21 protein-coding genes and 1 tRNA gene are annotated in these 24960 nt (G+C 57.5%); 7 read left to right on the forward strand and 15 right to left on the reverse strand.

Going from position 1 to position 24960, the window contains the following annotated elements; genetic code table 11:
• The first annotated feature begins 9 nt into the window (after window positions 1-9).
• From GbCGDNIH6_RS06140 to GbCGDNIH6_RS06150, 3 genes are all read left to right on the forward strand, one after another.
• Complete coding sequence (locus GbCGDNIH6_RS06140; RefSeq protein WP_072563225.1) at window positions 10-1182, forward strand: DUF4340 domain-containing protein; 1173 nt, start codon at window positions 10-12, stop codon at window positions 1180-1182.
• Window positions 1179-1628, forward strand: coding sequence for an NUDIX hydrolase (locus tag GbCGDNIH6_RS06145; protein WP_072563226.1), 450 nt, complete (start codon window positions 1179-1181; stop codon window positions 1626-1628). The genes GbCGDNIH6_RS06140 and GbCGDNIH6_RS06145 overlap by 4 nt, the downstream gene beginning before the upstream one ends.
• 126 nt (window positions 1629-1754) lie before the next feature.
• Window positions 1755-2984 (forward strand): MFS transporter, encoded by a 1230-nt coding sequence (locus GbCGDNIH6_RS06150; protein WP_081369990.1) that lies wholly within the window; start codon window positions 1755-1757, stop codon window positions 2982-2984.
• Window positions 2985-3003: 19 nt separating this feature from the next.
• Here GbCGDNIH6_RS06150 and GbCGDNIH6_RS06155 read toward each other — a convergent pair whose 3' ends face one another.
• From GbCGDNIH6_RS06155 to GbCGDNIH6_RS06185, 7 genes are all read right to left on the reverse strand, one after another.
• Window positions 3004-3564 carry a cytochrome b gene (locus tag GbCGDNIH6_RS06155; RefSeq protein ID WP_072563227.1) on the reverse strand — a complete coding sequence of 187 codons (561 nt, stop codon included), beginning with the start codon at window positions 3562-3564 and terminating at the stop codon, window positions 3004-3006.
• Between the two features lie 137 nt (window positions 3565-3701).
• Window positions 3702-4592 (reverse strand): metal ABC transporter substrate-binding protein, encoded by an 891-nt coding sequence (locus tag GbCGDNIH6_RS06160; RefSeq protein WP_072563228.1) that lies wholly within the window; start codon window positions 4590-4592, stop codon window positions 3702-3704.
• Window positions 4589-5443: a metal ABC transporter permease gene (locus tag GbCGDNIH6_RS06165; protein ID WP_072563229.1), complete on the reverse strand. Its 855-nt coding sequence runs from the start codon at window positions 5441-5443 to the stop codon at window positions 4589-4591. Before GbCGDNIH6_RS06165 ends, GbCGDNIH6_RS06160 begins: the two co-directional genes overlap by 4 nt.
• Window positions 5444-5452: 9 nt before the next feature.
• Window positions 5453-6241: a metal ABC transporter ATP-binding protein gene (locus GbCGDNIH6_RS06170; protein ID WP_332455409.1), complete on the reverse strand. Its 789-nt coding sequence runs from the start codon at window positions 6239-6241 to the stop codon at window positions 5453-5455.
• 216 nt (window positions 6242-6457) lie between these two features.
• Window positions 6458-7369, reverse strand: a complete 912-nt coding sequence (locus GbCGDNIH6_RS06175; RefSeq protein ID WP_157692339.1) for an alpha/beta fold hydrolase — start codon at window positions 7367-7369, stop codon at window positions 6458-6460.
• A gap of 41 nt (window positions 7370-7410) precedes the next feature.
• Window positions 7411-7923 (reverse strand): Fur family transcriptional regulator, encoded by a 513-nt coding sequence (locus tag GbCGDNIH6_RS06180; protein ID WP_232450007.1) that lies wholly within the window; start codon window positions 7921-7923, stop codon window positions 7411-7413.
• Window positions 7924-7988: 65 nt separating this feature from the next.
• Complete coding sequence (locus tag GbCGDNIH6_RS06185) at window positions 7989-9440, reverse strand: carbohydrate porin (protein WP_157692340.1); 1452 nt, start codon at window positions 9438-9440, stop codon at window positions 7989-7991.
• A gap of 174 nt (window positions 9441-9614) precedes the next feature.
• On the opposite strand from GbCGDNIH6_RS06185, the gene GbCGDNIH6_RS06190 reads away from it, so the two are divergent.
• A complete protein-coding gene (locus GbCGDNIH6_RS06190; protein ID WP_072564405.1) occupies window positions 9615-11078 on the forward strand; it encodes a helicase HerA domain-containing protein in 1464 nt (487 codons plus the stop codon).
• Between the two features lie 6 nt (window positions 11079-11084).
• Here the strand turns inward: GbCGDNIH6_RS06190 and msrP are convergent, their stop codons facing one another.
• Window positions 11085-12029, reverse strand: coding sequence for a protein-methionine-sulfoxide reductase catalytic subunit MsrP (msrP, locus tag GbCGDNIH6_RS06195; protein ID WP_072563232.1), 945 nt, complete (start codon window positions 12027-12029; stop codon window positions 11085-11087).
• A gap of 302 nt (window positions 12030-12331) precedes the next feature.
• On the opposite strand from msrP, the gene GbCGDNIH6_RS06200 reads away from it, so the two are divergent.
• Window positions 12332-12631 carry a hypothetical protein gene (locus GbCGDNIH6_RS06200; RefSeq protein WP_157692341.1) on the forward strand — a complete coding sequence of 100 codons (300 nt, stop codon included), beginning with the start codon at window positions 12332-12334 and terminating at the stop codon, window positions 12629-12631.
• Between the two features lie 10 nt (window positions 12632-12641).
• Here GbCGDNIH6_RS06200 and GbCGDNIH6_RS06205 read toward each other — a convergent pair.
• From GbCGDNIH6_RS06205 to ssb, 5 genes are all read right to left on the reverse strand, one after another.
• Window positions 12642-12717, reverse strand: a tRNA-Lys gene (locus tag GbCGDNIH6_RS06205).
• A 175-nt stretch (window positions 12718-12892) separates the two neighbouring features.
• Window positions 12893-13396, reverse strand: coding sequence for a peptidylprolyl isomerase (locus tag GbCGDNIH6_RS06210; protein ID WP_072564406.1), 504 nt, complete (start codon window positions 13394-13396; stop codon window positions 12893-12895).
• Window positions 13397-13488: 92 nt separating this feature from the next.
• Window positions 13489-14040 (reverse strand): pantetheine-phosphate adenylyltransferase, encoded by a 552-nt coding sequence (gene coaD, locus GbCGDNIH6_RS06215; protein WP_025286636.1) that lies wholly within the window; start codon window positions 14038-14040, stop codon window positions 13489-13491.
• Window positions 14033-16855, reverse strand: a complete 2823-nt coding sequence (gene gyrA / locus GbCGDNIH6_RS06220; protein ID WP_408874754.1) for a DNA gyrase subunit A — start codon at window positions 16853-16855, stop codon at window positions 14033-14035. Before gyrA ends, coaD begins: the two co-directional genes overlap by 8 nt.
• Window positions 16856-17018: 163 nt before the next feature.
• Window positions 17019-17540, reverse strand: coding sequence for a single-stranded DNA-binding protein (gene ssb / locus GbCGDNIH6_RS06225; RefSeq protein ID WP_072564408.1), 522 nt, complete (start codon window positions 17538-17540; stop codon window positions 17019-17021).
• Window positions 17541-17707: 167 nt separating this feature from the next.
• On the opposite strand from ssb, the gene uvrA reads away from it, so the two are divergent.
• Both uvrA and GbCGDNIH6_RS06235 read left to right on the forward strand, forming a co-directional pair.
• Window positions 17708-20578 carry an excinuclease ABC subunit UvrA gene (uvrA, locus tag GbCGDNIH6_RS06230; RefSeq protein WP_072563234.1) on the forward strand — a complete coding sequence of 957 codons (2871 nt, stop codon included), beginning with the start codon at window positions 17708-17710 and terminating at the stop codon, window positions 20576-20578.
• A gap of 318 nt (window positions 20579-20896) precedes the next feature.
• A complete protein-coding gene (locus tag GbCGDNIH6_RS06235; protein WP_072563235.1) occupies window positions 20897-21103 on the forward strand; it encodes a hypothetical protein in 207 nt (68 codons plus the stop codon).
• Window positions 21104-21185: 82 nt separating this feature from the next.
• On the opposite strand, the gene ntrX is transcribed toward GbCGDNIH6_RS06235, so the two are convergent.
• Both ntrX and GbCGDNIH6_RS06245 read right to left on the reverse strand, forming a co-directional pair.
• Window positions 21186-22574 (reverse strand): nitrogen assimilation response regulator NtrX, encoded by a 1389-nt coding sequence (gene ntrX / locus GbCGDNIH6_RS06240; protein WP_072563236.1) that lies wholly within the window; start codon window positions 22572-22574, stop codon window positions 21186-21188.
• A 47-nt stretch (window positions 22575-22621) separates the two neighbouring features.
• On the reverse strand, window positions 22622-24952 hold the full coding sequence (locus GbCGDNIH6_RS06245; RefSeq protein WP_232449725.1) for a sensor histidine kinase NtrY-like: 2331 nt from the start codon (window positions 24950-24952) through the stop codon (window positions 22622-22624).
• Window positions 24953-24960 lie beyond the last annotated feature (8 nt).

Genomic DNA, 24960 nt, shown 5'->3' on the forward strand with positions numbered 1-24960 from the left:
GAACGCGCCATGACGCCGCGCTCATCCCTTCTTCTGGCCGGTGCTGCTGTGCTCGCTCTGGCCGGCGGCTGGTATTTCGGCCCGCATGCTGTCAGTCTGACAGCTGTTGCGGTGCATCAGGGGGAAGCTGCCTTTCCGGCCCTGATGGACAAAAACCGTCTGGACAGCATCCAGACCATCACTATCTCCCAGTTTGGTCAGAGCATGACACTGGTCAAAACACCGGATCATGGCTGGACCGTGCCGCAACTGGGCGGCTATGTCGCCCGGCCTGCGAAAATCAGGGGATTGTTGAATACGCTGGTTAGTCTGCGGCTGACTGAGCCGAGGACCAACCATCCTGCGGAATATCCGCTTTTGGGTGTGGCGACGCCCGATCCGGCCAAACCGGCCAAATCCGACGCGACAGTCATTCGTTTGCAGGATGGCAAAGGCGGCCTGGTCGGAGAGCTGATCATCGGCCATCGTCAGAGCGCCGGGGATATTGAGGGCGTGGTCCAGCAGACGGACAGCACGAATGCGCCCGCCACCACCCGAGGTACCTATATCCGCCGTCATGGGGATGCCTATACATGGCTGACGAGAGATGCGCTGGAGTTCAGCAATGATCCGCAGGATTGGGTCGATCCGGTGATTATCAGCATCAATGCGGCAAGGCTGGATCGGGTGCATATCACACGACCGGACTCTGCGCATGAACCGGCGCTGACGCTCAGTCGGAAAGGCGACATGTTCAGGCTGACAGAGCCGGCAGATGCGCCGCGTACAGACAGTCATGCGGTGGCCGATACGCTTCAGGCATTGAGTGATCTGGAATTCACCCATGTCAAACCGGCTGCTGCAATCAGTGGAGCAACAGAGGCTCAATCCGTGTTCGAGACGCAGGATGGGCTGACCGTCATCGTCAATCAGATCAAGGTTGGTGATGATACATGGCTGACATTCTCGGCCAAGGCAGCGCCGGGCAGCGAGGCTATTGCCAACACCATGAACAAGGCGGTCGGTCCATGGGCTTTTCAAGTGCAGGATTATAAGGAACGGGCCCTGTTCCCCACGCTGCAACTGCTGAAATCCGTGGAACATGTTCCATCTGGCGCTGCGGGCGAGTCAGAGGTACCGACCACCATGCCGCTACCGAATACCGGCCCCCGTGCAGTCCCCCCTGTTTCTGGCGGACCATGACAGAGGACTGTCCCCGCCGTTATCCGGCGCGGCCGCTGGTCGGCGTTGGTGTCGCTCTTTTACGTCCGGATGGGGCTGTGCTGCTGATCAGGCGTGGCAAGCCGCCTGCTGAGGGCTGCTGGACCCTGCCCGGGGGTGCACAGCGTCTGGGCGAACGCGCCGAGGATGCTGCCCGGCGGGAGTTACAGGAAGAAACCGGTCTTGTGGCGGGGGCATTGTCTCTGGTCGCGCATGTGGACAGCATCACCCGGGATGAGGCCGGACTGATCGCTTATCATTATACGATTCTTGATTTTGCAGGTCTCCATCCAGGGGGGAATGTCTTTCCGGATGGAGACGTGGTTGCGGCAGACTGGGTGATGCCGGAAGCATTTGATCGTCTGGGTGTCTGTGCCGAAACCCGACATGTCATCGGCCTGGCGCGCCAGACGCTGCCCTTGACCTGAAGCTCGACCGCAAGGCTGCCACCCACCTGCCATGGTAGCAGGATAAGAGCTGAACGCTCACATTACGCGCTGTCAAAAAAAGGTTGAACGCGCCCCGTCTGGTCTGCGGGGCATGGAGTATGGCCCGTGAGTGGACAGATAACAGCGCAGCCGGCAACGCTGCCCGGCGGCAACACGACTGAAAACCGCAGCGAAGGCACCGTCTTTGCCATTCTGATTGCGATCAGCATCAGCCACATGCTGAACGACATGCTGCAATCGCTGCTGCCTGCTGTCTATCCGATCCTCAAAACCGAATTCAGTCTGCAATTCCGCGATATTGGCTTGCTGACCCTGACCTATCAGATGACAGGCTCCATTCTTCAGCCCTTGATCGGGCTTTATACCGACCGCAAGCCGAAGCCGTTTTCGCTGGCTTTCGGAATGGGATGCACGCTGATCGGGCTTTATTGTCTGTCCATTGCCAGCGGGTTTAACGGATTGCTGGCGGGAGCGGCGATTGTCGGCCTTGGCTCGTCAATTTTTCATCCTGAAAGCTCTCGTGTGGCACGGCTGGCTTCCGGTGGCCGTCATGGTTTTGCGCAGTCCCTGTTTCAGGTGGGCGGGAATGCAGGAGCGGCGATCGGTCCCCTTCTGGCTGCCTTCATTGTGCTGCCGCACGGCCGCTACGCCATCGGCTGGTTCTGTGCTGTAGCGTTGCTTGGCGTTATCATTCTGACAGCTGTCGGGCGCTGGTACGGAGCAATACAGCGTCAGAAAAAGCGTGTCGTCAGACACACTGTGCAGGCTCTTCCCCGGACAAAAATCGCTTTGGCGATGACGGTACTCTGTGCGCTGGTCTTCTCGAAATATTTCTATATGGCCAGCTTTACCAGCTACTATACTTTTTACCTGATCCATCATTTCGGGGTTTCGGTGCAGTCGGCTCAGCTTTACCTGTTCCTGTTTCTGGGGGCGGTTGCTGCCGGTACATTTGCAGGTGGGCCACTCGGTGACAGGATCGGGCGGAAATATGTGATCTGGTTCTCGATCCTCGGCGTGTTGCCGTTCACACTCATTCTACCTCATGCCAGCCTGGCCTGGACCGCTCTCCTGAGTGTCGCGATCGGCCTGATCCTGTCCTCGGCCTTCGCCGCCATCGTGGTCTATGGTCAGGAATTGTTGCCGGGGAATGTCGGTGCGGTGGCCGGGCTGTTTTTCGGTCTGGCTTTCGGCATGGGCGGGATTGGAGCCGCTCTGCTGGGGTGGCTGGCGGACAAAACGAGCATCGAGACGGTCTATGGTCTTTGTGCCTGGCTGCCTGCTTTCGGCATCCTTGCGGTGTTTCTGCCTGATCTGGAGCGGCGGAGGCATTAAGCCTCCGCCTGCAACAGCTTTACGGCAGCATACGCTGAAGCTCGGCTTCCTTGTCGATGAGATGATGTTTGAGGACCGCGCCGAAATGCAGCGCCAGCAGGCCATACAGCACATACCCTGCCCATAGATGCACCGAGCCGAACACAGCTCGCAGGGATAGCCGCAGGCTGGTCTCCAGCGTATCGACCGGAGGAATCAACGGCAGATGCACCGTATTGAACCAGTAAAAAGGATGCGGTGCATCACCTTTCCATGCCGATTCATGGAGCCATCCTGACAAAGGCAATGTCAGCATGACGAGGTAAAGCAAGCCATGCACCGTATGGGCAGCGTATTTTTCCCAAGCCGGGTATTGGACGGGAAAGGCCGGCGGCTTATGACCCAGACGCCAGAAAATACGCAGCAGAACCAGCCCCAACACGGTGATACCGATAGATTTATGGACGCCGAACACCTGTCTTAGGGAAGATTCCGGCCAATAATCTGCACTGAGCGCCAGACCGATATTTGTCAGGACCAGGGCTGCCACCACCCAGTGAAAAAAAATGGCCGTTCTTGAATATCTTTGAACCGTTTCCATTAGTCATTCCTCTTCGTCTTTATCGTTCCCAGCCCGAGACGCAGGATGGTTGCTGCCCCAGCAAAGAGCGAAACTGACGGAAAGAAAAGCTAAACTATCGTCATAATTTCAGGATGGGATTATTTCACCCGACCTGATTATTGTCCCCGGACTGCGGCAAGCAGCACCGTCATGTTGTGGCGGAACATATCCGGATAAGTGGCGGCAGGCCCGCCCGGAGGCGAGAGGGATTCCACGAACAGAATTCCCCCCGGCTTCGCACCGGTGGCTGCGGCAATCTGTTTTGCCAGCCGGGAATCAACAGAGTTTTCAAGGAAATACCGTGTGACATGCTCAAGACGGATTTGCTGAATCATGGCCGCTACGATTTTAGCGGATGGCTCATTATCCGTCGTCAGCCCCAGCGGTGAGAGAAAAGTCAGGCCATATGCGTGGCCGAAATAGCCCAGCGCATCATGGGTGGTCAGAACTTTCCGTTGTCCCGGCGGAACCGACTGAAAATCACGGCGGGCTTCTTCATCCAGACGGGTCAGAACGGCGATCAGAGCCGTAGCACGCTGGTGAAAATCCTCAGTCTTACCGGGGTCGATTTTTATCAGCGCCCTCTCGATATTACGAGCATACAGAACGCCGTTTGCAGCACTGTTCCAGGCATGTGGATCAATCACCGAATGACCATCTTCCTGCATGGTCAGCGGTGTCAGACCCGCACTGGCAGTCACGATCTGACCATGCGGGCCGGAGGCGGCAACCAGACGCTCCATCCATCCTTCAAGACCGAGGCCATTGATCAGAACAAGATCCGCCTCGTGCAGACGGCGTGCGTCATCCGGTGTCGGTTCATAAGTGTGCGGATCACCACCCGGAGGTACGAGGCTGGCGACCTCCACATCATTGCCGCCAATCTGCTTTGCCATGTCAGCCAGTATTGAGAAACTCGTTACCACGTGCAGCCTGCCTGCCTCTGCATGGGATGCTGCGACTGTAGTCAGCACAACCAGCAGTGTAGCCAGTATGCGGGCAATCATGCGTTGCGTCCCCTTAACAGCAGACCATGGCGGCTGAAAAACAATGAAAACAGGTAGAAAACGGCGGCACTCAGAACGATGGACGGTCCGGATGCTACGCCGAGATGGAAAGAAACAATCAGTCCGGTCAGCCCGGACAGACAGGCAATGGCGCTGGCCAGCGCCATCATCGGCGGCAGAGCTTCTGTCCATAGCCGTGCGGTTGCAGAGGGAAGCATCATCAGTCCCACCGCCATCAGCGTCCCGAGCGTCTGAAACCCGGCAACCAGATTGATAACCACCAGAAACAGGAAAATGAAATGAATCACCGGCCCTCGCCCACTGACCATGAACAGAAAACCCGGATCAAAACACTCTATCACCAAGGGACGGTAAATGATCGCCAGAGTGATCAGTGTGACGGAGGCAATAGTGCCGATCAGGAACAGGGAGGAAGAATCAATCGCCAGAATCGTGCCGAACAGCACATGCAACAGATCAATGCCTGACCCCCTTAAGGAGACGATCATGACCCCCGCTGCCAGCGAGGTCAGATAGAAACTGGCAAAGGCGGCATCCTCTTTCAGCACTGTGATCCGGCTGACCGAGCCGGATAACAGCGAGACGGCAAGCCCCGCAATCAACCCGCCCAGCCCCATGGCAGGCAGGGAAAGCCCGAATGTCAGAAAGCCCAGCGCCGCCCCGGGCAGCACGGCATGGCTCATGGCATCGCCGACCAGACTCATACGCCGTAACAACAGCAGAACGCCAACTGGTCCCGCTCCCAGACTGAGCGCAATGCTGGCCAGTAAGGCGCGTCGCATAAATCCGAACGTGACGAATGGCTCGATGATTGCCTGATAGACAGTCATGGCATGGCCTTAAAGCAGCTCGGCTGAATCAAGGAAGGGCTGGCCATTCACCAGCACCCGTGCATGCCGGATATTAGCGTCGGACAGGACATCCTGCGTTTTCCCCCACGCGATGGGTTGGCGGGCCAGCAGCAAGGTTTGCGGAAAATACCGGCGTATCTGTTCCACATCATGCAGAACGGCGACGACAGTGCGTCCTTCCTGATGCCACGCATTGATTAACTGAAGCAGATCAGCCGTTGTTCCTGCATCGACGGCATTGAATGGCTCATCCAGCAGGAGAAGGCTGGCATTCTGCATCAGCAGCCGCGCAAACAGTACCCTTTGCAATTGTCCTGAAGACAGGGAGCCGATCGTGGTGTCCATGCGTCCCTGCATTCCGACCGCAGAGAGGGCAGATCTCATTTCAGAATGGAGAGTCTCGCAGGCACCCCGTAGCGGTCCAAGACGAAGCCACGCCCCCATCAGCACGGCATCGGAAACAGTCATGGGAAAAGAGCGATCAATATCTGCAACCTGCGGCAGGTACCCGATGGTAGAGCGCTCCGCACCGCCAAGATCAACCTTGCCTCCTGACAGAGGCACAATCCCGGCAATGCTCCGTAGCAAGGTAGATTTTCCTGCTCCGTTTGGTCCTGCTACCGCCGTCAGGCTGCCTGCGTCAAATAGCCCTGTCACGCCATCGACGGCGATATGGCGGCCGAATGTCACACGCACATTATGGAGGGAAACAGAGCATCTGCCACCGATCCCATTAGAACGCACCCCTTGAGAATGTTCGTTTTTGAGCATGCTCATGGCAGTGCGACGGCCCAGAGAATTCCCAGCCACAGGCACCCCAGAACAATAACAGCCCCCAGCATACGTACAGGGACCGAGGATGCCAGCAGGGAAGTCACACAAGATTGACGAAACGACAAAAAGCGGAACATAGGAGGGACATTTTGTTATGTTATAACATATAATCCCAACACCGCTTTTTACGCAATGCGCCGCCGGATAAATTCAGGCCTGTTACCCCAAAAAGGCCGCAATATGCGGAGACAGAGTGGCTGCATGTTCTTCATGCATGGCCAAAGCTCCTTTGCTCCATAGCACCATCCTGGATGGCGTCGGTTCGATCGCCTGCATGTCGGAGCGTGAACGTGGCGGCGTGGCATCTCCACACAAGATAAGCACCCTGCCGCCAAACCGGTCGAGCATGGCCTGGAATGCATCCCGCGTTCCTGCGGGGTCCAGCCCGCCAGTCACGAAGGAGGCCGATGCATAACGTGCACCAGGTTGCCGGGCGACAGCCTGCTTCGCCGATACCCTGGCATCGGTGATCGGCTCATCATATACGTGCCTGCGCATCATGGCGCCGATCACACGATGATGTGTGTTCAGATGATACAGGATCTGACCGATACCCGGTGCGCGTATCAGGGTGCGGATTGCCGTCCGGAAAGCTGGCCGCATGCCCATCACCTTCAGGGGACCTCGCCATGTTGGTGCCAGAAGCACCAGCCGCTTCACCCATGGGCGATCGGCAGCACAGGCCAGAGCATATCCTGCTGCATGGCCTGCCGCTAGAATGGAGCATTCCCCATCGACAGGGAGCAGCCGATCGGCCAGAAAAGCCAGACAGGCATGATAGAAGGCCGGAGAATAATGTAGGCTGGCGCGGCTGGAGCCCCCAAACCCAGGCCAGTCAATCAATGTGCAGGCGTAGCCATCCGCCGCCAACCTGCGAGCCAGTGGCCGCATTTCATCCATCGTCGAGATCGTGCTGAATGCGGGAAGCATCAGAACAGGACGCCCCTCCCCGATCGTTTCAGTAGCAATACCGATCACATGGCGCTGCCACCGCCACGGGATGATATGCCGCGTCATAATGGAATCGGGGGGTGATGCTGCCGTATCAGCGTGCCAGGAAGGGACCTGCATGAAGCGGCTTTTCCTGTTGCGTGCAGGTGATGAGCCTTTTGTCACGCGGGCTGGCATGACGCACAATCGAAATGATCACCTGCATTCTCATCGTGTTCGCCATGTCCTTGCCCTTCGACACAGTCGCTGCACTGCCCCGTCAGTTCCACGGTCGGCTGATCCAGTACGAATCCCTGCGCTCGCCCCAGATCGGCAGTGGCTTTTGCGATGGTCCGGTCGTGTGCTTCCACGACCTTGCCGCAGGATCGGCAGATCAGAAACTGTACCGCATGCGGGTGGTCCGGATGGGCACAGGCCACATAGGATCGGGTCGTTTCCAGACGATGCACCAGCCCTTCTGCCAGCAGAAAATCCAGCGCCCGGTAAATAGTAACCGGCTTGACCATGGGATCAACCGGTCGCAGCCGGTCCAGAAGATCATAAGCCGATAAAGGCATGCCTGCCTCCAGCAGAACCGCCAGAACTGCCCGTCTTTGCCGGGTGAAGCGGCTGCCGGCACGCAGACAGATGGCATCGGCGGCTGCCAGTGCTTCCGCCACTGCTTTTTCGCTCATCGGCACGCTGCATTCTCCCGTAGACAATCCCTTTGTAACAGGGAGCCTCGATCAGGACAGCCCCGTCAGAAAGTGATGGTCGTTCTTAGCCCCATTATCAACTCATTCCCGATACGAGTAGATGGATTGGTGGGCAGAGCCAGCCCGGCGCTGGGATTGAAAACATACTGCAAATCCGGCTGAAGCAACCACCAATGCGTTATACTTGCCTGATACGTCAGTTCAAAAACTGTTTCAGACCCTTTTTGAACGACGCCATTCTGTGGCTGTATAAATCCGTTTTCCTTGCCGTCAGAGATACGGGAATAGGCAACCGAAATACCAATTGTGTCGAGATTTCTTTTTGGAATTAGTCCTTTGTAGGTCAATCCCGCATTGACGTTGAATGAGACGAGATTGCGGTCCGAGGGGGCTGAAATAATTTCAATAAAGGTACCCAGTCCCTGATCTTCAGTATCTTTTTCACGATACAGCATCTGATCGGCGCTGAAATACACGGCCCAGTCGTTACGATAGGTCAGGATCGCATGGCGATTTAAAACTGGCGAAAGGCCAACCGTTGACGCGGCATTATTGAAAGAAGCTGAGTTATAATAGCTGCCCAGATGATAAAAACCGGGCAGTCCGTCCTTTCCACCATGATGCAAATCGTATTGAAACTCGACGATCGCAAACAGGCCCTCATTGATGGGAAAAGCCGTGCCGGAGGGGTTTGTGACGTAACTACCGGGATTACCGTTATAAGCTCCGATCAGCAGGGTATATTCCGGACGAGGCTGGAAGCGAAATCGGATACCTGGTGTCGGCAGGGGAAAGGCGTTGCCGCCATTAGGCAGATCGATCGAGGGCAGTGTCGGCCAGCCGAAACCGCCATTGATGAACAGCATGGAATAATAGCTGATCATGAATTCATTATCGACAGATTGCTGACCAAGACGCAGAGAGAACAGCCCATCCCAAAGCGACTGATCCAGCCATAATTCATTGAGTCTGAAGCCGCGATCCGCTTCCAGTCCACTCGCAGTATTCAGGTCTGACAGATTATCCAGCGTAATGCTGCGTCCATGGAAGTGAAACGCGCTGACGTTGAACTGAAGACCGGGAATACCGGCCAGTTTCTCGAGATTTGTAGTCAGAGCGATGGAGGTCAGACCATCATAGACAGCCCCCGTGTGCAAACCGCCGGTCAGATTGCCGAGAACCTCGCTCTGCTCCATCATCGAAATGTTGACACCTTTCTCATTGAGATAGGTGCGCATATGGAACGGATCACCGATCAGGTAGTCACGATCCCATAGCGGTCCATCATAGGATTCGTTTTCCCCAAGCGGTGGCGCAACTGCCAATGGCATCTGCTGGTTGGCTTCAGGCGCGGCAAAAGTCGGGGGTGGGATCAGACTGAAACTGTCAGAAAGATCCCCGAAACCAAGAATAGACTGGGCATGGGACGGCGTAGAAAAGCCACACCAGATCGTGGCAGATAATACCGCTGACCGCCAGTTTAGAAAATGTGCCACATACGGTCTCATCATGAGCAGCCCGAAAACGTTTCGCCTGCTAGACGTTTTGGAGCGCCTTGCCAATGAGAATAATTATTAAAAATTACTGACATTTTACCATCAGCTGACGGGCTACCCTCCATCCTCATCATCCGCTAGGGTCCGCCCGCTTCAGGGTTGATGGATACGGTGATGACCTTCGGGATCGATTTGGGAACCACGCGGGACGGGACGACTGCCCGGCTTGATCTTGAAGAACTTCTGGCAACCCGTTTGCTGGTGCAGGGAAATTCCGGTTCCGGCAAATCGCATTTGCTGCGCCGTATGCTGGAACAAAGTGCAAACTGGGTGCAACAGGCGATTATTGACCCCGAAGGAGAGTTCGTCACCCTCGCTGAGTCCTATAACCATCTGATTATTCAGGCGGAAGGCCGCAGCGAAGCATGGCTGCAAAGAACGGCGGAGCGGGTGAGGCAGCACCGCGCCTCTGTCGTGCTGAGTCTGGAAGGGCTGGATACCGATATACAGATGCGGGCTGCCGCAGCCTTTCTGGGGGGCCTGTTCGATGCCGATCGGGATCACTGGTTTCCCATGCTGGTGGTGGTCGATGAGGCCCAGCTTTTCGCTCCGGCAGCAGCAGGGGAAGTGTCCGATGAAGCCCGCCGCGCCTCACTCGGGGCCATGACCAATCTGATGGCTCGGGGTCGGAAACGCGGTCTGGCCGGGGTTATCGCCACGCAGCGACTGGCCAAGCTGGCCAAAAACGTCGCGGCTGAAGCCTCCAATTTTCTGATGGGCCGCACTTTTCTGGATATCGACATGGCCCGCGCTGCCGATCTGCTGGGGCTGGAACGTCGTCAGGCGGAAATGTTCCGTGACCTTCAGCGTGGACAATTCATTTCTCTGGGACCAGCCTTGTCACGCCGTCCACTGCAAATCCAGATTGGCAGTGTGCAAACGGGTGCCCGCGCTGCCCCGCCCCCTCTCACTCCACTTCCCCCCGTTGCGGCGGAAGATGTGCGGGATCTGGTTTTGTCAGGACCGGAGCCGGAAGCAAGGCCACTGCCGCCTCGTCGACCGACATCCCCTCCTCCACTAGACGTTGCCGAGCAGCTGGCCCGCTTCCAGCCAGTTCAAAATACTCTGCCGCTTCCCCTGACGGAGCAGGAACAGGAGGAGCGTGATCGTAAGGTACGCGATATCCTGCGCGATATTCTGGACGATCCGGAGGCAGGATTCAGGCCGCTCAGCGTGCTGTATCAGGATTTTCTGGTGCGCTGCCGCATTCATGCGATCACGGGGGATGCTCCAGCGCTACCCCAGTTCCGCGCCATGCTGGCAACTGCGCGTGCCGGGATAGATGCGGAAACCGAGGCTGGTGGCCCATGGCAATCAGCCGTGGAACGCAGCCTCATGCTGCCAGACGACATGCGCGGCGTTTTCCTGATGCTGGCGCGAGCCGCTCTGGAAACATTGCCCTGCCCCTCCGATGAGGAAATTGCCCGCGCCTACGGGACACGCTCACTCGGACGGGCCAGACGGTTGCTGGGCTATATGGAGGAGAAGAACCTTCTGGTCATGCGTCATGATCGGTCCGGGCTGCGTATTCTCACCATGGTCGAATTAGGCTGGGAAACCGCCCCTGCCGCCGCATGAAAGATGCTACATGAAAAGCTTCTCACGGCTCCGCCCCGTATAAAGCGACGCGACCTGTTCCGCGTAACCATTATAGAGCAGGGTTGGCGCGCGGTCATCGCTGCCAATCAGCCGTTCTGATGCCTGACTCCAACGAGGATGCGGCACGTCCGGATTGACATTGGCCCAGAACCCGTATTCCCGCGGGCCGGTCTGTTCCCAGAAAGTTTTGGGACGCTGATCGGTAAAGCTGATGCTCGCCAATGATTTGGCAGATTTAAAACCGTATTTCCACGGTACGACCAGACGCAATGGAGCACCATTCTGTGGCGATAGCGGCTTTCCGTACAGCCCTGTTGCAATGAAAGCCAGCGGATGGGTGGCCTCATCCATCGCCAGTCCTTCCGTATAGGGCCATGGGTACCATATCTGGGCCAGCCCGGGCATCTGGTCCGGCTCCATTCTGGTTTTGAACACGACATAGCGTGCTCCGGAAAGTGGCTCTGCCAGTGCGATGAGATCGGCAAGCGGGAACCCCATCCATGGCACGGTCATGCTCCATGCCTCGACACAGCGATGGCGGTAGATGCGTTCCTCCACCTTCATTTTACCCAACAGATCTTCAAAGGCGATGGTGCGGGGTTTTCCTACCATGCCATCAATGGTCAAAGACCAGGGATGCAGTTGCATGGCCTGGGCCGCACTGACAATGTCTTTGGTAGAACCGAATTCATAAAAATTGTTATAGTTGAGGACATCCTTCTCGGCCGAAAGTGGACGGCCGGCTGATGGAATATCGGTTTTTGAGGCGGGAGAAGATCCGGCAGCATGAGACGGACTGCCATACACGATGGTCGACAGCGCAGGTACTGCCAAAGTCGCCCGTAAGAGAGAGCGACGGCTGAGACGATTTTTCTCTGGCGATACAGACGCTTCGGATATGGCCCAGTCTGGTCGAACGGTTATGAGCATAGGATCTCTTTCCTGTCCTGAACATGCTGTGTTGCTGATATGGTGCCGTTAACGTTCTGAACAATCTTTGCAGTCATATTGACTGGGTGGAATTCAATGGATTCATACGATACGGCTATCCGTCGGTGTGCCGGTCGCATTGCTGTGATCGTTATGGCATTGATGACCTGCATCAACCTGTATCGGGCCTGGCAGGGCCACTAAGCAGGTCAATCAATTCGCTCTTATTGCAAGAAGCAATGCATTTATTGCATACTCCCTGACACAGTAGCCCTTCAGGCTCGATTTGCCTGACGGCTTCCTTGTCCCGGAGTTATAGTGTGATGGCAGGTGGTCATAGGTCACTCGCAACCGACCTCGCCCTGATCGTCAGGCTGGAAGCTTCTACCGGAGAAGACCGAGTCACGATCGGCAGATTGCAACTGTTGCGTCTGCTGGCCCTGGCAGGTCTGGACAGAACAGAGGCGTTCTCGGCTCTCACATCCGCCCGCACCCGCACCGTGCATATCTCGAAAGAACGGCTGCACCCGGTACTGATAATGGCACGTCGTAGAATCGAGGCCTGCCAAAATGGACAAGCCGGCACAGAGCAGACAGAATAAAATAAATATATGGTGAGCCCGGTGGGACTCGAACCCACGACCTACAGATTAAAAGTCCGTTGCTCTACCAGCTGAGCTACGGGCTCCCATAAAAGCAATGCGTGGCGCTCGGATGCCCCGCCATTGCGTGCCCGGCTAATTGGCCGAGACGCGGCTCCGGGTCAAGACCCTGAAGCCGATTTATCTTTCAAAACAAGGGGCATCCGCACCAGTCCGGGCGAATACCCCTTTTTTGCAGCGCTGTGACTCTGAAGAAAAAAGTTACTGCGGATCGCTCGCCAGACGCATCTTTACGATACGGTCGGGATTCTGGACCATGCCGCTGCCACCGGAGCCGCGCTTGATCTTGTCGACGAATTCCATGCCCTGAATGACCTTGCCCCAGATGGTGTACTGACCATCCAGGCTGGGGGCCGGAGCGAACATGATAAAGAACTGGCTGTTCGCGCTGTTCGGGTTCTGGGTCCGGGCCGCACCGACCGTGCCGCGCAGGAAATGCGCGTCATCAGTGAATTCGGCAGGCAGATCAGGCAGCTTGCTGCCACCTGAACCGGTTCCGGTCGGGTCGCCGCCCTGCGCCATGAAGCCTTCGATCACGCGATGGAAGGGGGTGTTGTCGTAGAAATGCTCGCGACACAGTTCCTTGATGCGTTCGACATGCTTCGGAGCCAGGTCTGGGCGTAGTTCGATGACGACGCGACCATAGGGCAGGTCGAGGTAAACCAGATTATTAGGGTCAGCCGCTTGGGCTTCGGTCTCGCTCATCGCGATCCCTCCGATCATTGCTGTTGTGGCTGCGGCGAGCAGAGTGCGTCGGCGCATGGTCGTATCCTCTCTGTCAGGTAAAGGGGCCTTGTTCAGACGGGCCTTTCCGGGTCAGGGACCGATGACGTCCTGACACGCGCAAGCGTGCGCTGCAATGTCAGGGGGGGCACAAAGGTGGAAATATCCCCCCCCAGCCGCGCGATTTCCTTCACGAAGCGGGAGGAGATGAATTGATGACGTTCGCTCGCCATCAGAAACACTGTCTCGATATCCGGTGCCAGGCGATAATTGGTGCCCGCCATTTGTACCTCATAATCGAAATCCGACACCGCACGCAGACCACGGACGATGATACTGGCACCATGCTGGCGGGCGAAGTCAATCAGCAGCGAGGAAAACGGCACCACCTCAATGATGGTTCCGGTTTTTTCCCCCAGCGTAACCGTTTCGGCACGAACCAGATCCACCCGCTCCTCCAGCGGAAAAACCGGATTTTTGCCGATATTGGCAGCCACCCCGATCACCAGACGGTCGAACATGCGGGCAGCACGGGTAATGACGTCCAGATGGCCGTTCGTCACCGGATCAAACGTACCGGGATAGACGCCGGTGCGCAGCATCTTGCCCTGTGTCGACTCAGTCATCTGAATCCGTCACCTGTCCCTCAGGGGCTGCCGGAGCAACTGAATCGGCATCATCCCCGTCATCATCAACAGACTCTGTCTCCAGCACCGGGAAAACGCTGGTGACGACCTCATCCTTGTCGACCCGAAACAGGGTAACGCCCATGGTAGAGCGTCCGGTAATCCGCACCTGATCGGCGGGAACACGAATCAAACGACCCGCGTCAGTGACCAGCATTACATCATCACCCGGCCTGACCGGGAAAGTTGCCGCCACGGCCCGGCCATTGCGGGGAGCGAGATTGATATTGGCAATCCCCTGACCGCCACGGCCAGACACACGATAATCATAGGCGGAAGACCGCTTGCCGAAACCGGCAATGGTGACGGTGAGCAGGAATTCCTCGGCTTCTTCCAACTCGGCAGTGCGCTCTGGCGAAAGTGCCGTATCATCAGCCATGACCTCGGAATCATCCACTTCCATGACCTCGGCATCGATCTGGTCATCTTCTCCGCCAGCACTGCGACGGCGCGCGGACGCATAGCGCAAATAGGCTGTCCGCTCTTCTGGCGTTGCCTCCACATGCCGCAGCACGGACAGGCTGATGACCTCGTCTCCCTGCGCCAGTTTCATGCCGCGGACACCGGAGCTTTCGCGCCCGGCAAAAACGCGCAACGTGTCCTCATTCGCCTGGAAACGGATGCAGCGGCCCAGGCGGGAAGCCAGCATGATGTCATCCCCCTCCCGACAGGTAGCGACGCCGATCAGGCGGTCACCTTCATCCAGCTTCATCGCAATAAGACCGGAGGCCCGCACATTTTTGAAGTCGGAGAGCCGATTGCGCCGGATACCGCCGGAAGCAGTGGCGAACACCAGATGCAGCCCTTCCCACAGCGACTCATCCTGCGGCAGTGGAAGCACGGCAGTAATCCCGTCACTGCCCAGTTCCGGCAGCAAATTGACAAGCGCCCTGCCCTTGGCTGTCGGACCGGCTTCGGGCAGGCGCCAGACTTTCTGACGATACGCCTTGCCACCAGAGGAGAAGAACAGCACCCATTGATGAGTGTGTGCGTTAAAGCTGCGGGTCACGATATCATCGCCACGCATGCTGGCAGCCGCACGGCCCCGTCCGCCGCGATGCTGCTGACGGAACACATCCAGCGGCGTACGCTTGATGAAGCCGTCACGGGTGATGGTCACCACCATTTGACCCGGTTCGATCAGACTTTCATCATCCTGATCGGCAAGGCTGTCATTGATTTCACTGCGGCGCGGAGAATTCAGCTCGGCCCGGATCACCGCCAGCTCTTCCCGCATGACTTCCATGCGGCGGATATGGCTGCCGATGATTTCCAGAAGCTCGCCAATACGGGCGGCGACTTCCTGCATCTCATTATGAATCTTGTCGCGCTCAAGCCCGGTCAGGCGTTGCAGACGCAGTTCCAGAATGCCGCGCGCCTGCACTTCCGTCAGCCGTACTGTCTGCGCTTCGGTCAGCACATTGCCGCCATCATCGATCAGCGAAAGCAGGGGAGCTACATCGGCGGCCGGCCAGTCACGTTCCATCAAGGCAATACGGGCGCTGGTGCTGTCCGGGCTTTGCCGGATCAGACGGATCACCTCGTCGATATTGGCGACAGCAATCGCCAGACCGACCAGCAAATGAGCACGGTCACGCGCCTTGTTCAGTTCAAATCTCGCCCGGCGAAGGATGACATCCTCGCGGAAACGAATGAATGTAGACAGCACATCCCGCAGCCCCATCAGGCGCGGTTGCCCGCCATCCAGAGCCAGCATGTTGATGCCGTAGCTGATCTGAAGCTGGGTAAAGCGGAACAGATGGTTCAGCACTACATCCGGCGTGGCATCGCGCTTCAATTCGATCACCACCCGCACGCCGGAGCGATCGCTTTCGTCACGGATATCGCTGATGCCCTCAATCTGCTTGGCACGCACCAGCTCGGCCATGCGCTCCTGCAGGGTGGCCTTGTTCACCTGATAAGGAATTTCGGAGATCACGATGGCCTGACGGCCGCCGCGCACTTCCTCGAAATCAGTGCGGGCGCGGACAGTGATACTGCCTTTCCCGGTCTCAAAAGCCGAGCGGATGCCGGAACGCCCGAGAATCAGGCCGCCTGTCGGAAAATCCGGGCCGGGAATCACGGTCATCAATTCATCAAGAGTGATGTCCGGATTGTCGATCATTGCCAGAGTGGCGTCGATGACTTCAGTCGGATTGTGAGTGGGGATCTTGGTCGCCATGCCGACCGCGATGCCATCCGCCCCGTTGACCAGAAGATTGGGGTAGGAAGCGGGCAGAACGCGGGGTTCCATCTCGCTATCGTCATAGTTCGGCTGGAAATCGACTGTATCGCGGTCAATATCGTTCAGCAGGAAGCTGGCGGAACGGGCCAGACGTGCCTCGGTATAACGCGGCGCAGCCGCCGGATCGCCGTCCATGGAACCGAAATTGCCCTGACCATCAATCAGGGGCACCCGCAGGGAGAAAGGCTGTGCCAGTCGCACCAGCGCATCATAAATCGCGGCATCGCCGTGCGGATGGTATTTACCCATCACGTCACCATTGATGCGGGCGGATTTGCGATAGGGTTTATCCGCCGTATAGCCGCTTTCCTGCATCCCGTAGAGGATGCGCCGATGCACCGGCTTCAGACCATCCCGCGCATCGGGCAGCGCGCGGCTGACAATGACGGACATTGCGTAATCGAGGTAGGAGCGGCTCATCTCCTCCTCAAGCGTGACCGGCATCAGCAGGGAGCCGCCGTTCGGATCATCATCCGGCGGTGCAGACGGGGGATTGGTATGATCGCTCAATGCACTCTCACGAGATCAGTAGTAAATGGCGACACGGGTCAGGAACGATGACCCGTCCTTCCGATCCATACCATGCCTCCGTCATCCAACATAGACGGTTGCATCGGCAGACCTGAATGATGAAGGGGCGCATCAAGGCCCCCTTCATGGTAATATAATCTGATCAGAACGGAATTTCGTCGTCCAGATCGCCGCCATGAGAAGGTTCCCAGCCACTGCCGCCGGATGCAGGGCGGCTGTTGCCACCACCCAATCCGCTGCCGCCGCCGGATGGCGCACGCTGGGCGGGAGCAGACCGATAACCACCGCCTTCACCAGCCCCCTCCCCGCTCGAGCGGCTATCCAGCATGGTGATTTCACCACGGAAGCGACTGATCACGACCTCAGTGGTGTATTTTTCCTGTCCGGCCTGGTCGGTCCATTTCCTGGTCTGGAGCGCCCCTTCGACATAGACCTTGGTGCCCTTGCGCAGATAGCGTTCGGCGATATCCGCCAACCGGTCATTAAAGACCACCACACGATGCCATTCGGTTCGTTCTTTCCGCTCACCGGAAGCACGATCATTCCACGTTTCGCTGGTTGCGAGCGTAAAATTCACCACCTTGCCGCCATCCTGGGTATTGCGAACCTCGGGGTCGCGCCCGAGATTACCGATCAGAATGACCTTATTGACACTGCCAGCCATATATTTGTCCGCTTTTTTGCTCAGGCCGGACACGCCAAAGGGCGTCCGGCAAGTGGGTAACCTCTATAGCATGAGTGATTTGCTGTTGCTATCCATGCGGAACTTTTCCAGAACATCTTCCTTGTCGTTGCTATTCTCGCTTCTTTCTCTCGTGTCGGATTGATCGTATGGCCGGTTCCATTCGTGTGCGCGGCGCCCGCGAGCACAACCTGAAAAACGTCGATATTGATATTCCACGGGATAGCCTGACGGTTATCACCGGACTGTCTGGCTCCGGCAAATCATCACTGGCCTTCGATACGATCTATGCCGAGGGGCAGCGGCGTTACGTCGAAAGCCTGTCCGCCTATGCAAGACAGTTTCTGGAACTGGCAGGCAAGCCGGATGTGGACAGTATCGAAGGTCTCTCTCCCGCTATCTCGATCGAGCAGAAGACTACCAGCCGCAATCCCCGCTCCACCGTCGGTACGGTAACGGAAATCCACGATTATATGCGTCTTCTCTGGGCGCGCGCAGGCGTTCCCTACTCTCCCGCGACCGGGCTGCCGATCGAGGCCCAGACTATCAGCCAGATGGTGGACCGGGTTCTGGATATGCCATCGGGCACGAGGCTGTTGCTGCTGGCGCCGGTGGTGCGCGACCGTAAGGGAGAATACCGCAAGGAACTCGCCGAGTTGCAGCGCCGTGGCTTTACCCGCGTCAAGGTGGACGGGGAATTATACGATATTGGCGATGTCCCTGCCCTGAACCGGAAGCTCAAGCATACGCTGGAAGCAGTGGTGGATCGCGTGGTGGTCAAGGAGGGACTGCAACAGCGTCTGGCCGACAGTTTCGAAACCGCGCTGGGTCTGTCTGACGGAATCGTCTACGCCGAAGATGCGACCAGCGGAGAACGCACGGTCTTTTCCTCTCGCTTCGCCTGCCCGGTCAGTGGCTTTACCATTGAGGAGATCGAGCCACGCCTGTTCAGCTTCAACTCCCCACACGGTGCCTGCCCGGCCTGTGACGGGCTGGGGGTCGAGAATTTTTTCGATCCCGATCTGGTCGTGCCGAATGAACGACTCAGCCTCAAGGAGGGTGCCATTGCGGCATGGTCCGGTGCGGCCAGCCCTTACTACGATCAAACGCTGATGGCTCTGGCCGCGCATTATCGCGTCGATCCGCGTACCGCGTGGGAGGAGCTGCCAGATTTATGTCGCAACGGCATTCTATTCGGCACCGAAGAGGATGTTTCCATTACCTATAAGGACGGGGTGCGCAGCTATACGGTCAAACGGCCATTCGAAGGTGTCATCCGCAATCTGGAACGCCGTCTGCGCGAAACCGACAGCGTATGGGTGCGGGAGGAACTGTCGCGTTATCAGGCCGAAAAACCTTGCCATGTCTGTGATGGCGCCCGGCTCAAGCCGGAAGCTCTGGCCGTCAAGATCAATAGCAAGGACATTGCAGCGGCCTCGGAATTATCGATCCGTGATGCGCTGCCCTGGTTCCAATCCGTGCTGGCCAGTCTGACCCCGCAACGGGCCGAGATCGCCCGGCGCATCCTGCGTGAAATCGAGGACCGGCTTCAGTTTCTGCTGGATGTCGGCCTCGATTATCTGACCCTTGCACGATCCTCCGCCACCCTGTCCGGGGGAGAGAGCCAACGCATCCGGCTGGCAAGCCAGATCGGCTCCGGCCTGACAGGGGTGCTCTATGTGCTCGACGAACCGTCCATCGGGTTGCACCAGCGTGATAATGACCGGCTGCTCGGCACGCTCCGGCGACTGAAATCACTCGGCAACACTGTGCTGGTGGTCGAGCATGACGAAGATGCAATACGCGCTGCCGACCATCTGATTGATATGGGGCCGGGCGCGGGCGTCAATGGGGGGCATGTGATCGCCTGCGGCACCCCGCAGGAGGTCGCAAAACATCCAGATAGTCTGACAGGCGCCTATCTGTCAGGCCGTGCCGCGATCGCCGTTCCCCAGCAGCGTCGTCCAATTCAGAAGAAACGGATGCTGACGCTGATGGGAGCAAAGGGCAATAACCTCAAAAATGTCACGGCACATTTTCCGCTGGGGACTTTTACCTGCGTCACCGGCGTGTCCGGTGGCGGGAAATCTACGCTGGTGGTTGATACGCTCTACAAGCTGACCGCAAGGCGGTTGATGGGGGCGGCTCAGGTGCCTGCACCGTATGAGCGGATTGAAGGACTGGAACTGCTCGACAAGATCATCGACATCGACCAGTCCCCGATCGGACGCACGCCGCGTTCCAACCCGGCCACCTATACTGATCTGTTTGCCCCCATCCGGGAATGGTTTGCCGAATTGCCGGAAAGCCGGGCACGAGGCTACAAGGCGGGCCGATTCAGCTTCAATGTCAAAGGCGGTCGCTGTGAGGCATGTCAGGGCGACGGAGTGCTGAAAATCGAGATGCACTTCCTGCCGGATATGTTCGTCACCTGCGATACCTGTAAAGGCAAACGGTACAACCGCGAGACGCTGGAAGTAAAATTCCGCGACAAATCCATTGCCGACGTACTGGATATGTCGGTCGATGAAGCCGTGCCCTATTTCAGTGCCGCAAACCGTATCCATGACCGGTTGAAAATCCTGCAACAGGTAGGATTGGGTTATGTGAAGCTGGGTCAGCAGGCCACCACGCTCTCCGGCGGTGAAGCACAGCGTGTGAAATTGTCCAAGGAACTCGCCCGCCGTGCGACCGGGCGGACGCTGTATATCCTCGACGAACCTACCACCGGCCTGCATTTCGAGGATGTCCGCAAGCTGCTGGATGTGTTGCACACGCTGGTCGATCAGGGCAATACTGTCATCGTGATCGAACACAATCTGGAAGTCATCAAGACAGCGGACTGGATTTTGGATCTCGGTCCGGAAGGCGGGGATGGCGGTGGACGAATTGTGGCGGAAGGTACGCCTGAACAGATTGCGGCCTCTCCCGAAAGCCATACCGGGCGTTTTCTGGCTCCGCTGCTTGCGAAGCCGCCCGCCTCCCCACGCAGGATCAACCGCAAGAGGGCGGCTGAATAATACTTTAAATTTTCGTATTAAGTAAAATTTATCAAAGAACGTTTTTTACTTGTTGATTTATGCGGACGATCATGGTTTATCCACGATGCTGCTCGGGAAGATAGTCAGCCGGGCTGCCGGAGATGATAATGCACGTTTTGCTGGCCCTTCCCGGGTATTCGTTCCTTCCTCAAACTGCCTGCGGTCCTGGCCGCAGGCCATTTTCTTCCTGTGCGTTTCGAATGTGCTGTTGTGACCACTGAGCAGCCGGTTCCTGCACAAGCCAATCTTTGAGACATCACGGAAGAAAAACGGGTTTCCCCCCGTGAGGAGAAAACAATGCTGCAATCTCATGTGATCGAGGTCGATGGTGCTTTTCTGGGCGCGGCGGTCCGCAATGAAAGCGGTTTCCGTTTCGTTGCCATTGATCTGCGCGTTGAGCAACTGGATGGCAGCGTATGGCCGACTTTGGCCGATGCGAAACGTCTTGCAAGCCAGCTTTACCGTCATGGACGCCTGCAGAGCGCTCCTGTCGCCAGACAATAACCAAGGTTTTTTACCATTGACGTCAGTATTAACCGGCTACGGAATTTTCCGTAGCCGGTTTTGCTATCCTCGGTCCTGGATTTCAGCCGGGGATACGATCATCGCTGTTAACGCCAAGCTGTTTCAGCTTGCGATGGAGTGCACTACGCTCCATGCCGACAAATCCGGCCGTGCGGCTGATATTGCCTCCAAACCGCAGCAGCTGGGCCTGTAGATACTGGGTTTCGAACAGATCACGAGCCTCCCGCAGGGGAAGAGCCATGACATCCGCGCCGCTATCAACATGCAGTAAGGCAGGTGCATTTGAACTGATCTCCGGTGGCAGCATATCCGCCCTTATCGGATCGCTGGCTGACCCGGGCGCCATGATGACCAGCCAGTCCATGACATTCCGCAGCTGGCGGACATTGCCCGGCCAGTCGTAAGCCTGCAACGCAGTGAGTGTGTCGGTGGACAGATCGCGCAGTGGCATCCCGGACGAGGATGCCGAACGCGCCAGAAAATGCCGGGCCAGAGCAGGAATATCCTCCCGCCGCTCCTTCAGGGGCGGAACCCGTAACGGTACGACCGCAAGCCGATAATAGAAATCCTCACGGAACCGCCCCAGTGCAATCTCGGCCTGCAAGTCGCGATTAGTGGTGGCGATCACGCGCACATCCACCTTCACCCGGGCGGAGCCGCCCAGACGCTCGAATGTCTGATCCTGAAGTGCCCGGACAATCTTGCCCTGCGTTTCCAGAGGCATATCGCTGACTTCATCCAGCAGCAGCGTCCCGCCATGAGCGCGTTCCAGCACACCGGCGCGTCTTGGGGTCTCTACACTTGCCTCAACCCCGAACAGTTCCTCCTCAAAACGAGCGGGATTCAAGGTGGCGCAATTCAACGCAACAAATGGTCCCTCCGAGCGTCTGGAACGGCTGTGCAACAGGCGGGCAACAACTTCCTTGCCGCTGCCAGCGGGACCGGTGATCAACACGCGAGAGCCGGTAGGAGCGACTTTTTCGACGCTGTTGCGAATGCCATTGATGACATTGCTGTCACCGATCAGATCGCTTTCAGGCCCGGCGCGGAGCCGTAACTCCGCATTTTCCCGCGCCAGACGGGCCGCATTCAGCGCATGGCGCACCACCAGCAGCAAACGGTCCGAATTGAAGGGCTTTTCGATGAAATCGTATGCCCCCGCATGGATCGCATTGACAGCGGTTTCGATATTACCGTGCCCCGAGATCATGACGACTGGTACGTGCGGTTCTTCCGCATGCAGCACCTGAAGAATGCCCAACCCGTCCAAACGTGATCCTTGCAGCCAGACATCCAGCAGCACCATGGATGGACGACGGGCACGGAAAGCCGCGATAGCGGAGTCGGAATCGGCTGCCTGACGGGTTTCATATCCTTCATCACGCAGAATGCCGTCGATCAGCAGACGGATATCCGGTTCGTCATCAACGATCAGGATTTCGTGCACCATGCTAACCTTTCATCCTCTCCGTCTTCAGAGCCTTGCGGACTCCAGCTTTATACAGCCGTGATTCCATCAGGATTTGAAGCATTGTTCTGCAATGGAAGGAACAGCGACGCCACTGTTCCATGTCCATCCTCATTGTCTGCCAGCACAACCCGGCCACCATGGTCTTCCATGATTTTTTTGACGATAGCGAGACCAAGTCCGGTACCTTTGGGTTTATGCGTAACGTACGGCTCTGTCAGACGCGCCCTGTCGACATCAGGCAGTCCGACACCGTTATCGATGACGGAGAGCCGTATTTCTTCGTCCTCAATTGCCACACGAAGCACAATACAGCCATCCTGCGGGTGGGGCGTTTCCAGAGCATTTGTCCCAACGCTACCGCCATTGCCGAAACGGGCGACAACTGCATCGGCAGCATTCTGAAGCAGATTCGTCAGTGCCTGCCCCAGCAGCCGGCGGTCACATAGGGCTGAAGGCCCCCGTTCCGGTATATCAGTCGTCCAGCCGAGTTCAGGACGGGCGCTGCGTTGCAGAATCAACGCATCACGGGCAACGCGGCCGACATCCTCCAGCTTGATCACGGGCTGCGGCATACGGGCAAAAGCGGAAAATTCGTCCACCATGCGGCCTATGTCACCTACATGACGGACAATCGTATCAACACATTGTGTGAACGTCTCGGGATCAGAGCTGATCTCTCTGGCAAAGCGACGTTTCAACCGTTCTGCCGCCAGCTGGATGGGGGTCAGAGGATTTTTGATCTCATGCGCGATCCGACGTGCCACATCGGCCCATGCAGCTTTCCGTTGGGCGGATTGAAGTTCGGTGATGTCATCAAAGGTAACGACAAAGCCGGGTGCATCCACGGGAGACGCTTCTCCCCCCCTGTTATCTGAAATGTGCCGCTCTGCACCGATCCGCGCCAACAGAATTCTGCGGCCGCTGGAACGAGTCAGATGAATTTCAGCCACCTGAGCCCGGTCCGGCTGCTGACGGGCCGCCTCGATCAAAGGAGAGAATTCCTGTGCAATCTCGGCAAGCTCTGAGCCGACCGCGGACATGAGATCCTGACCAAGCAATTCTCCGGCAGCTCGATTGGGCAGTTCTATCAGGCCTGACGCATTCAATCCCACCACTCCGGCGGAAACACCTGACAACACGGCCTCGGTAAAGCGGCGTCTCTCGTCGATCTGGGCATAGGCGTTGAACAGCTCCGCCCGCTGGGAGGAAAGCTGGCCGGTCATCCGGTTAAAGGCCCGGCTCAATCCGGCAATTTCATCGCCGGTAGCGGCTTCTGGAACGCGTACTGACAGATCACCGGCCCTGACCCGCTCTGCCGCAAGTATCAGGCGTCCAATCGGGCGGGCAATCTGATTGGCGAGAACCAGACCGATCAACACAGCCGCAGACAGGACCAGCAGCGCAACCAGCGCAAAAATCAGCACAAAAGTAATCTGTAGGCCGGATCGATTCTGATCCAGCCTTTCATATTCGGCCACTGCTTCTTCCACATGATGCATGTGATCGAGAATGGCGGGATCCACCGGACGACCGATCACCAGCATCAGAGGCGGTGTTGAATTGAGCTGCACGACCGCCCGCACGGCTGTTCCGTTTTCCGCGCTCAACACGGCCACATCCCCGGTACGGGCCATGTCAATGGCCCAGCTGGGGGGAATCTCCGTCGCCAGACCGGCGACCAGACCGGCAGAGGCAATGACCTGCTTTGTCACCGGTTCGAACACGACGGCTTCAGTCAGGCCGCGGAGCACAGTCTGCTGATCCAGCGTACGGAAAAACGCATTGGGATCAGTCACCGAAATTTTGCCAGCCTGAGAAAGATCATTGGCCATGCCGGAGGCATCACCACGGATATTATTGCGGTGTTCATCCAGATAACCCCGTGCCGTCTCCAGACTTTCTTCCAGTGCGGTGCGGACACGATCATTGAACCAATACTGAATGCCGAAATTGAAAAACGAGGTTGCAAATCCGGCCACCAGAATACTGGGCACCACGGCGACAACGCTGAAGAGCAGTACCAATCTTACATGCAACCGCGATCCAGCCGATCCACGCCGCCGTTCCGTCCAGACACGGGTCAAACGCCCGGCCAGCACCGCACCAAGCAGCAGCAGCACGATCAAATTGGCCAGAACCAGACCGAAGACGAGATTGGGGCGCCCACTTAATGGAACGCCACCCGCCAGAACGGCAAACGTACCAATGCCAAGGGCCAGTGCGCTGATGGCCAGGACAAGCGTCACCAAACGCCCCAGCATCACATTGGAGAGGCGGCGCAGCATGTTGCCAAGGCGGCGTGTCGAGCGTGCGGCCGGATTTGTTGCGCGACCGGAACTTGAAGATGTATGGATCATGGTCGCGC

The organism is Granulibacter bethesdensis (assembly GCF_001889525.1).
Classification (GTDB): domain Bacteria; phylum Pseudomonadota; class Alphaproteobacteria; order Acetobacterales; family Acetobacteraceae; genus Granulibacter; species Granulibacter bethesdensis_C.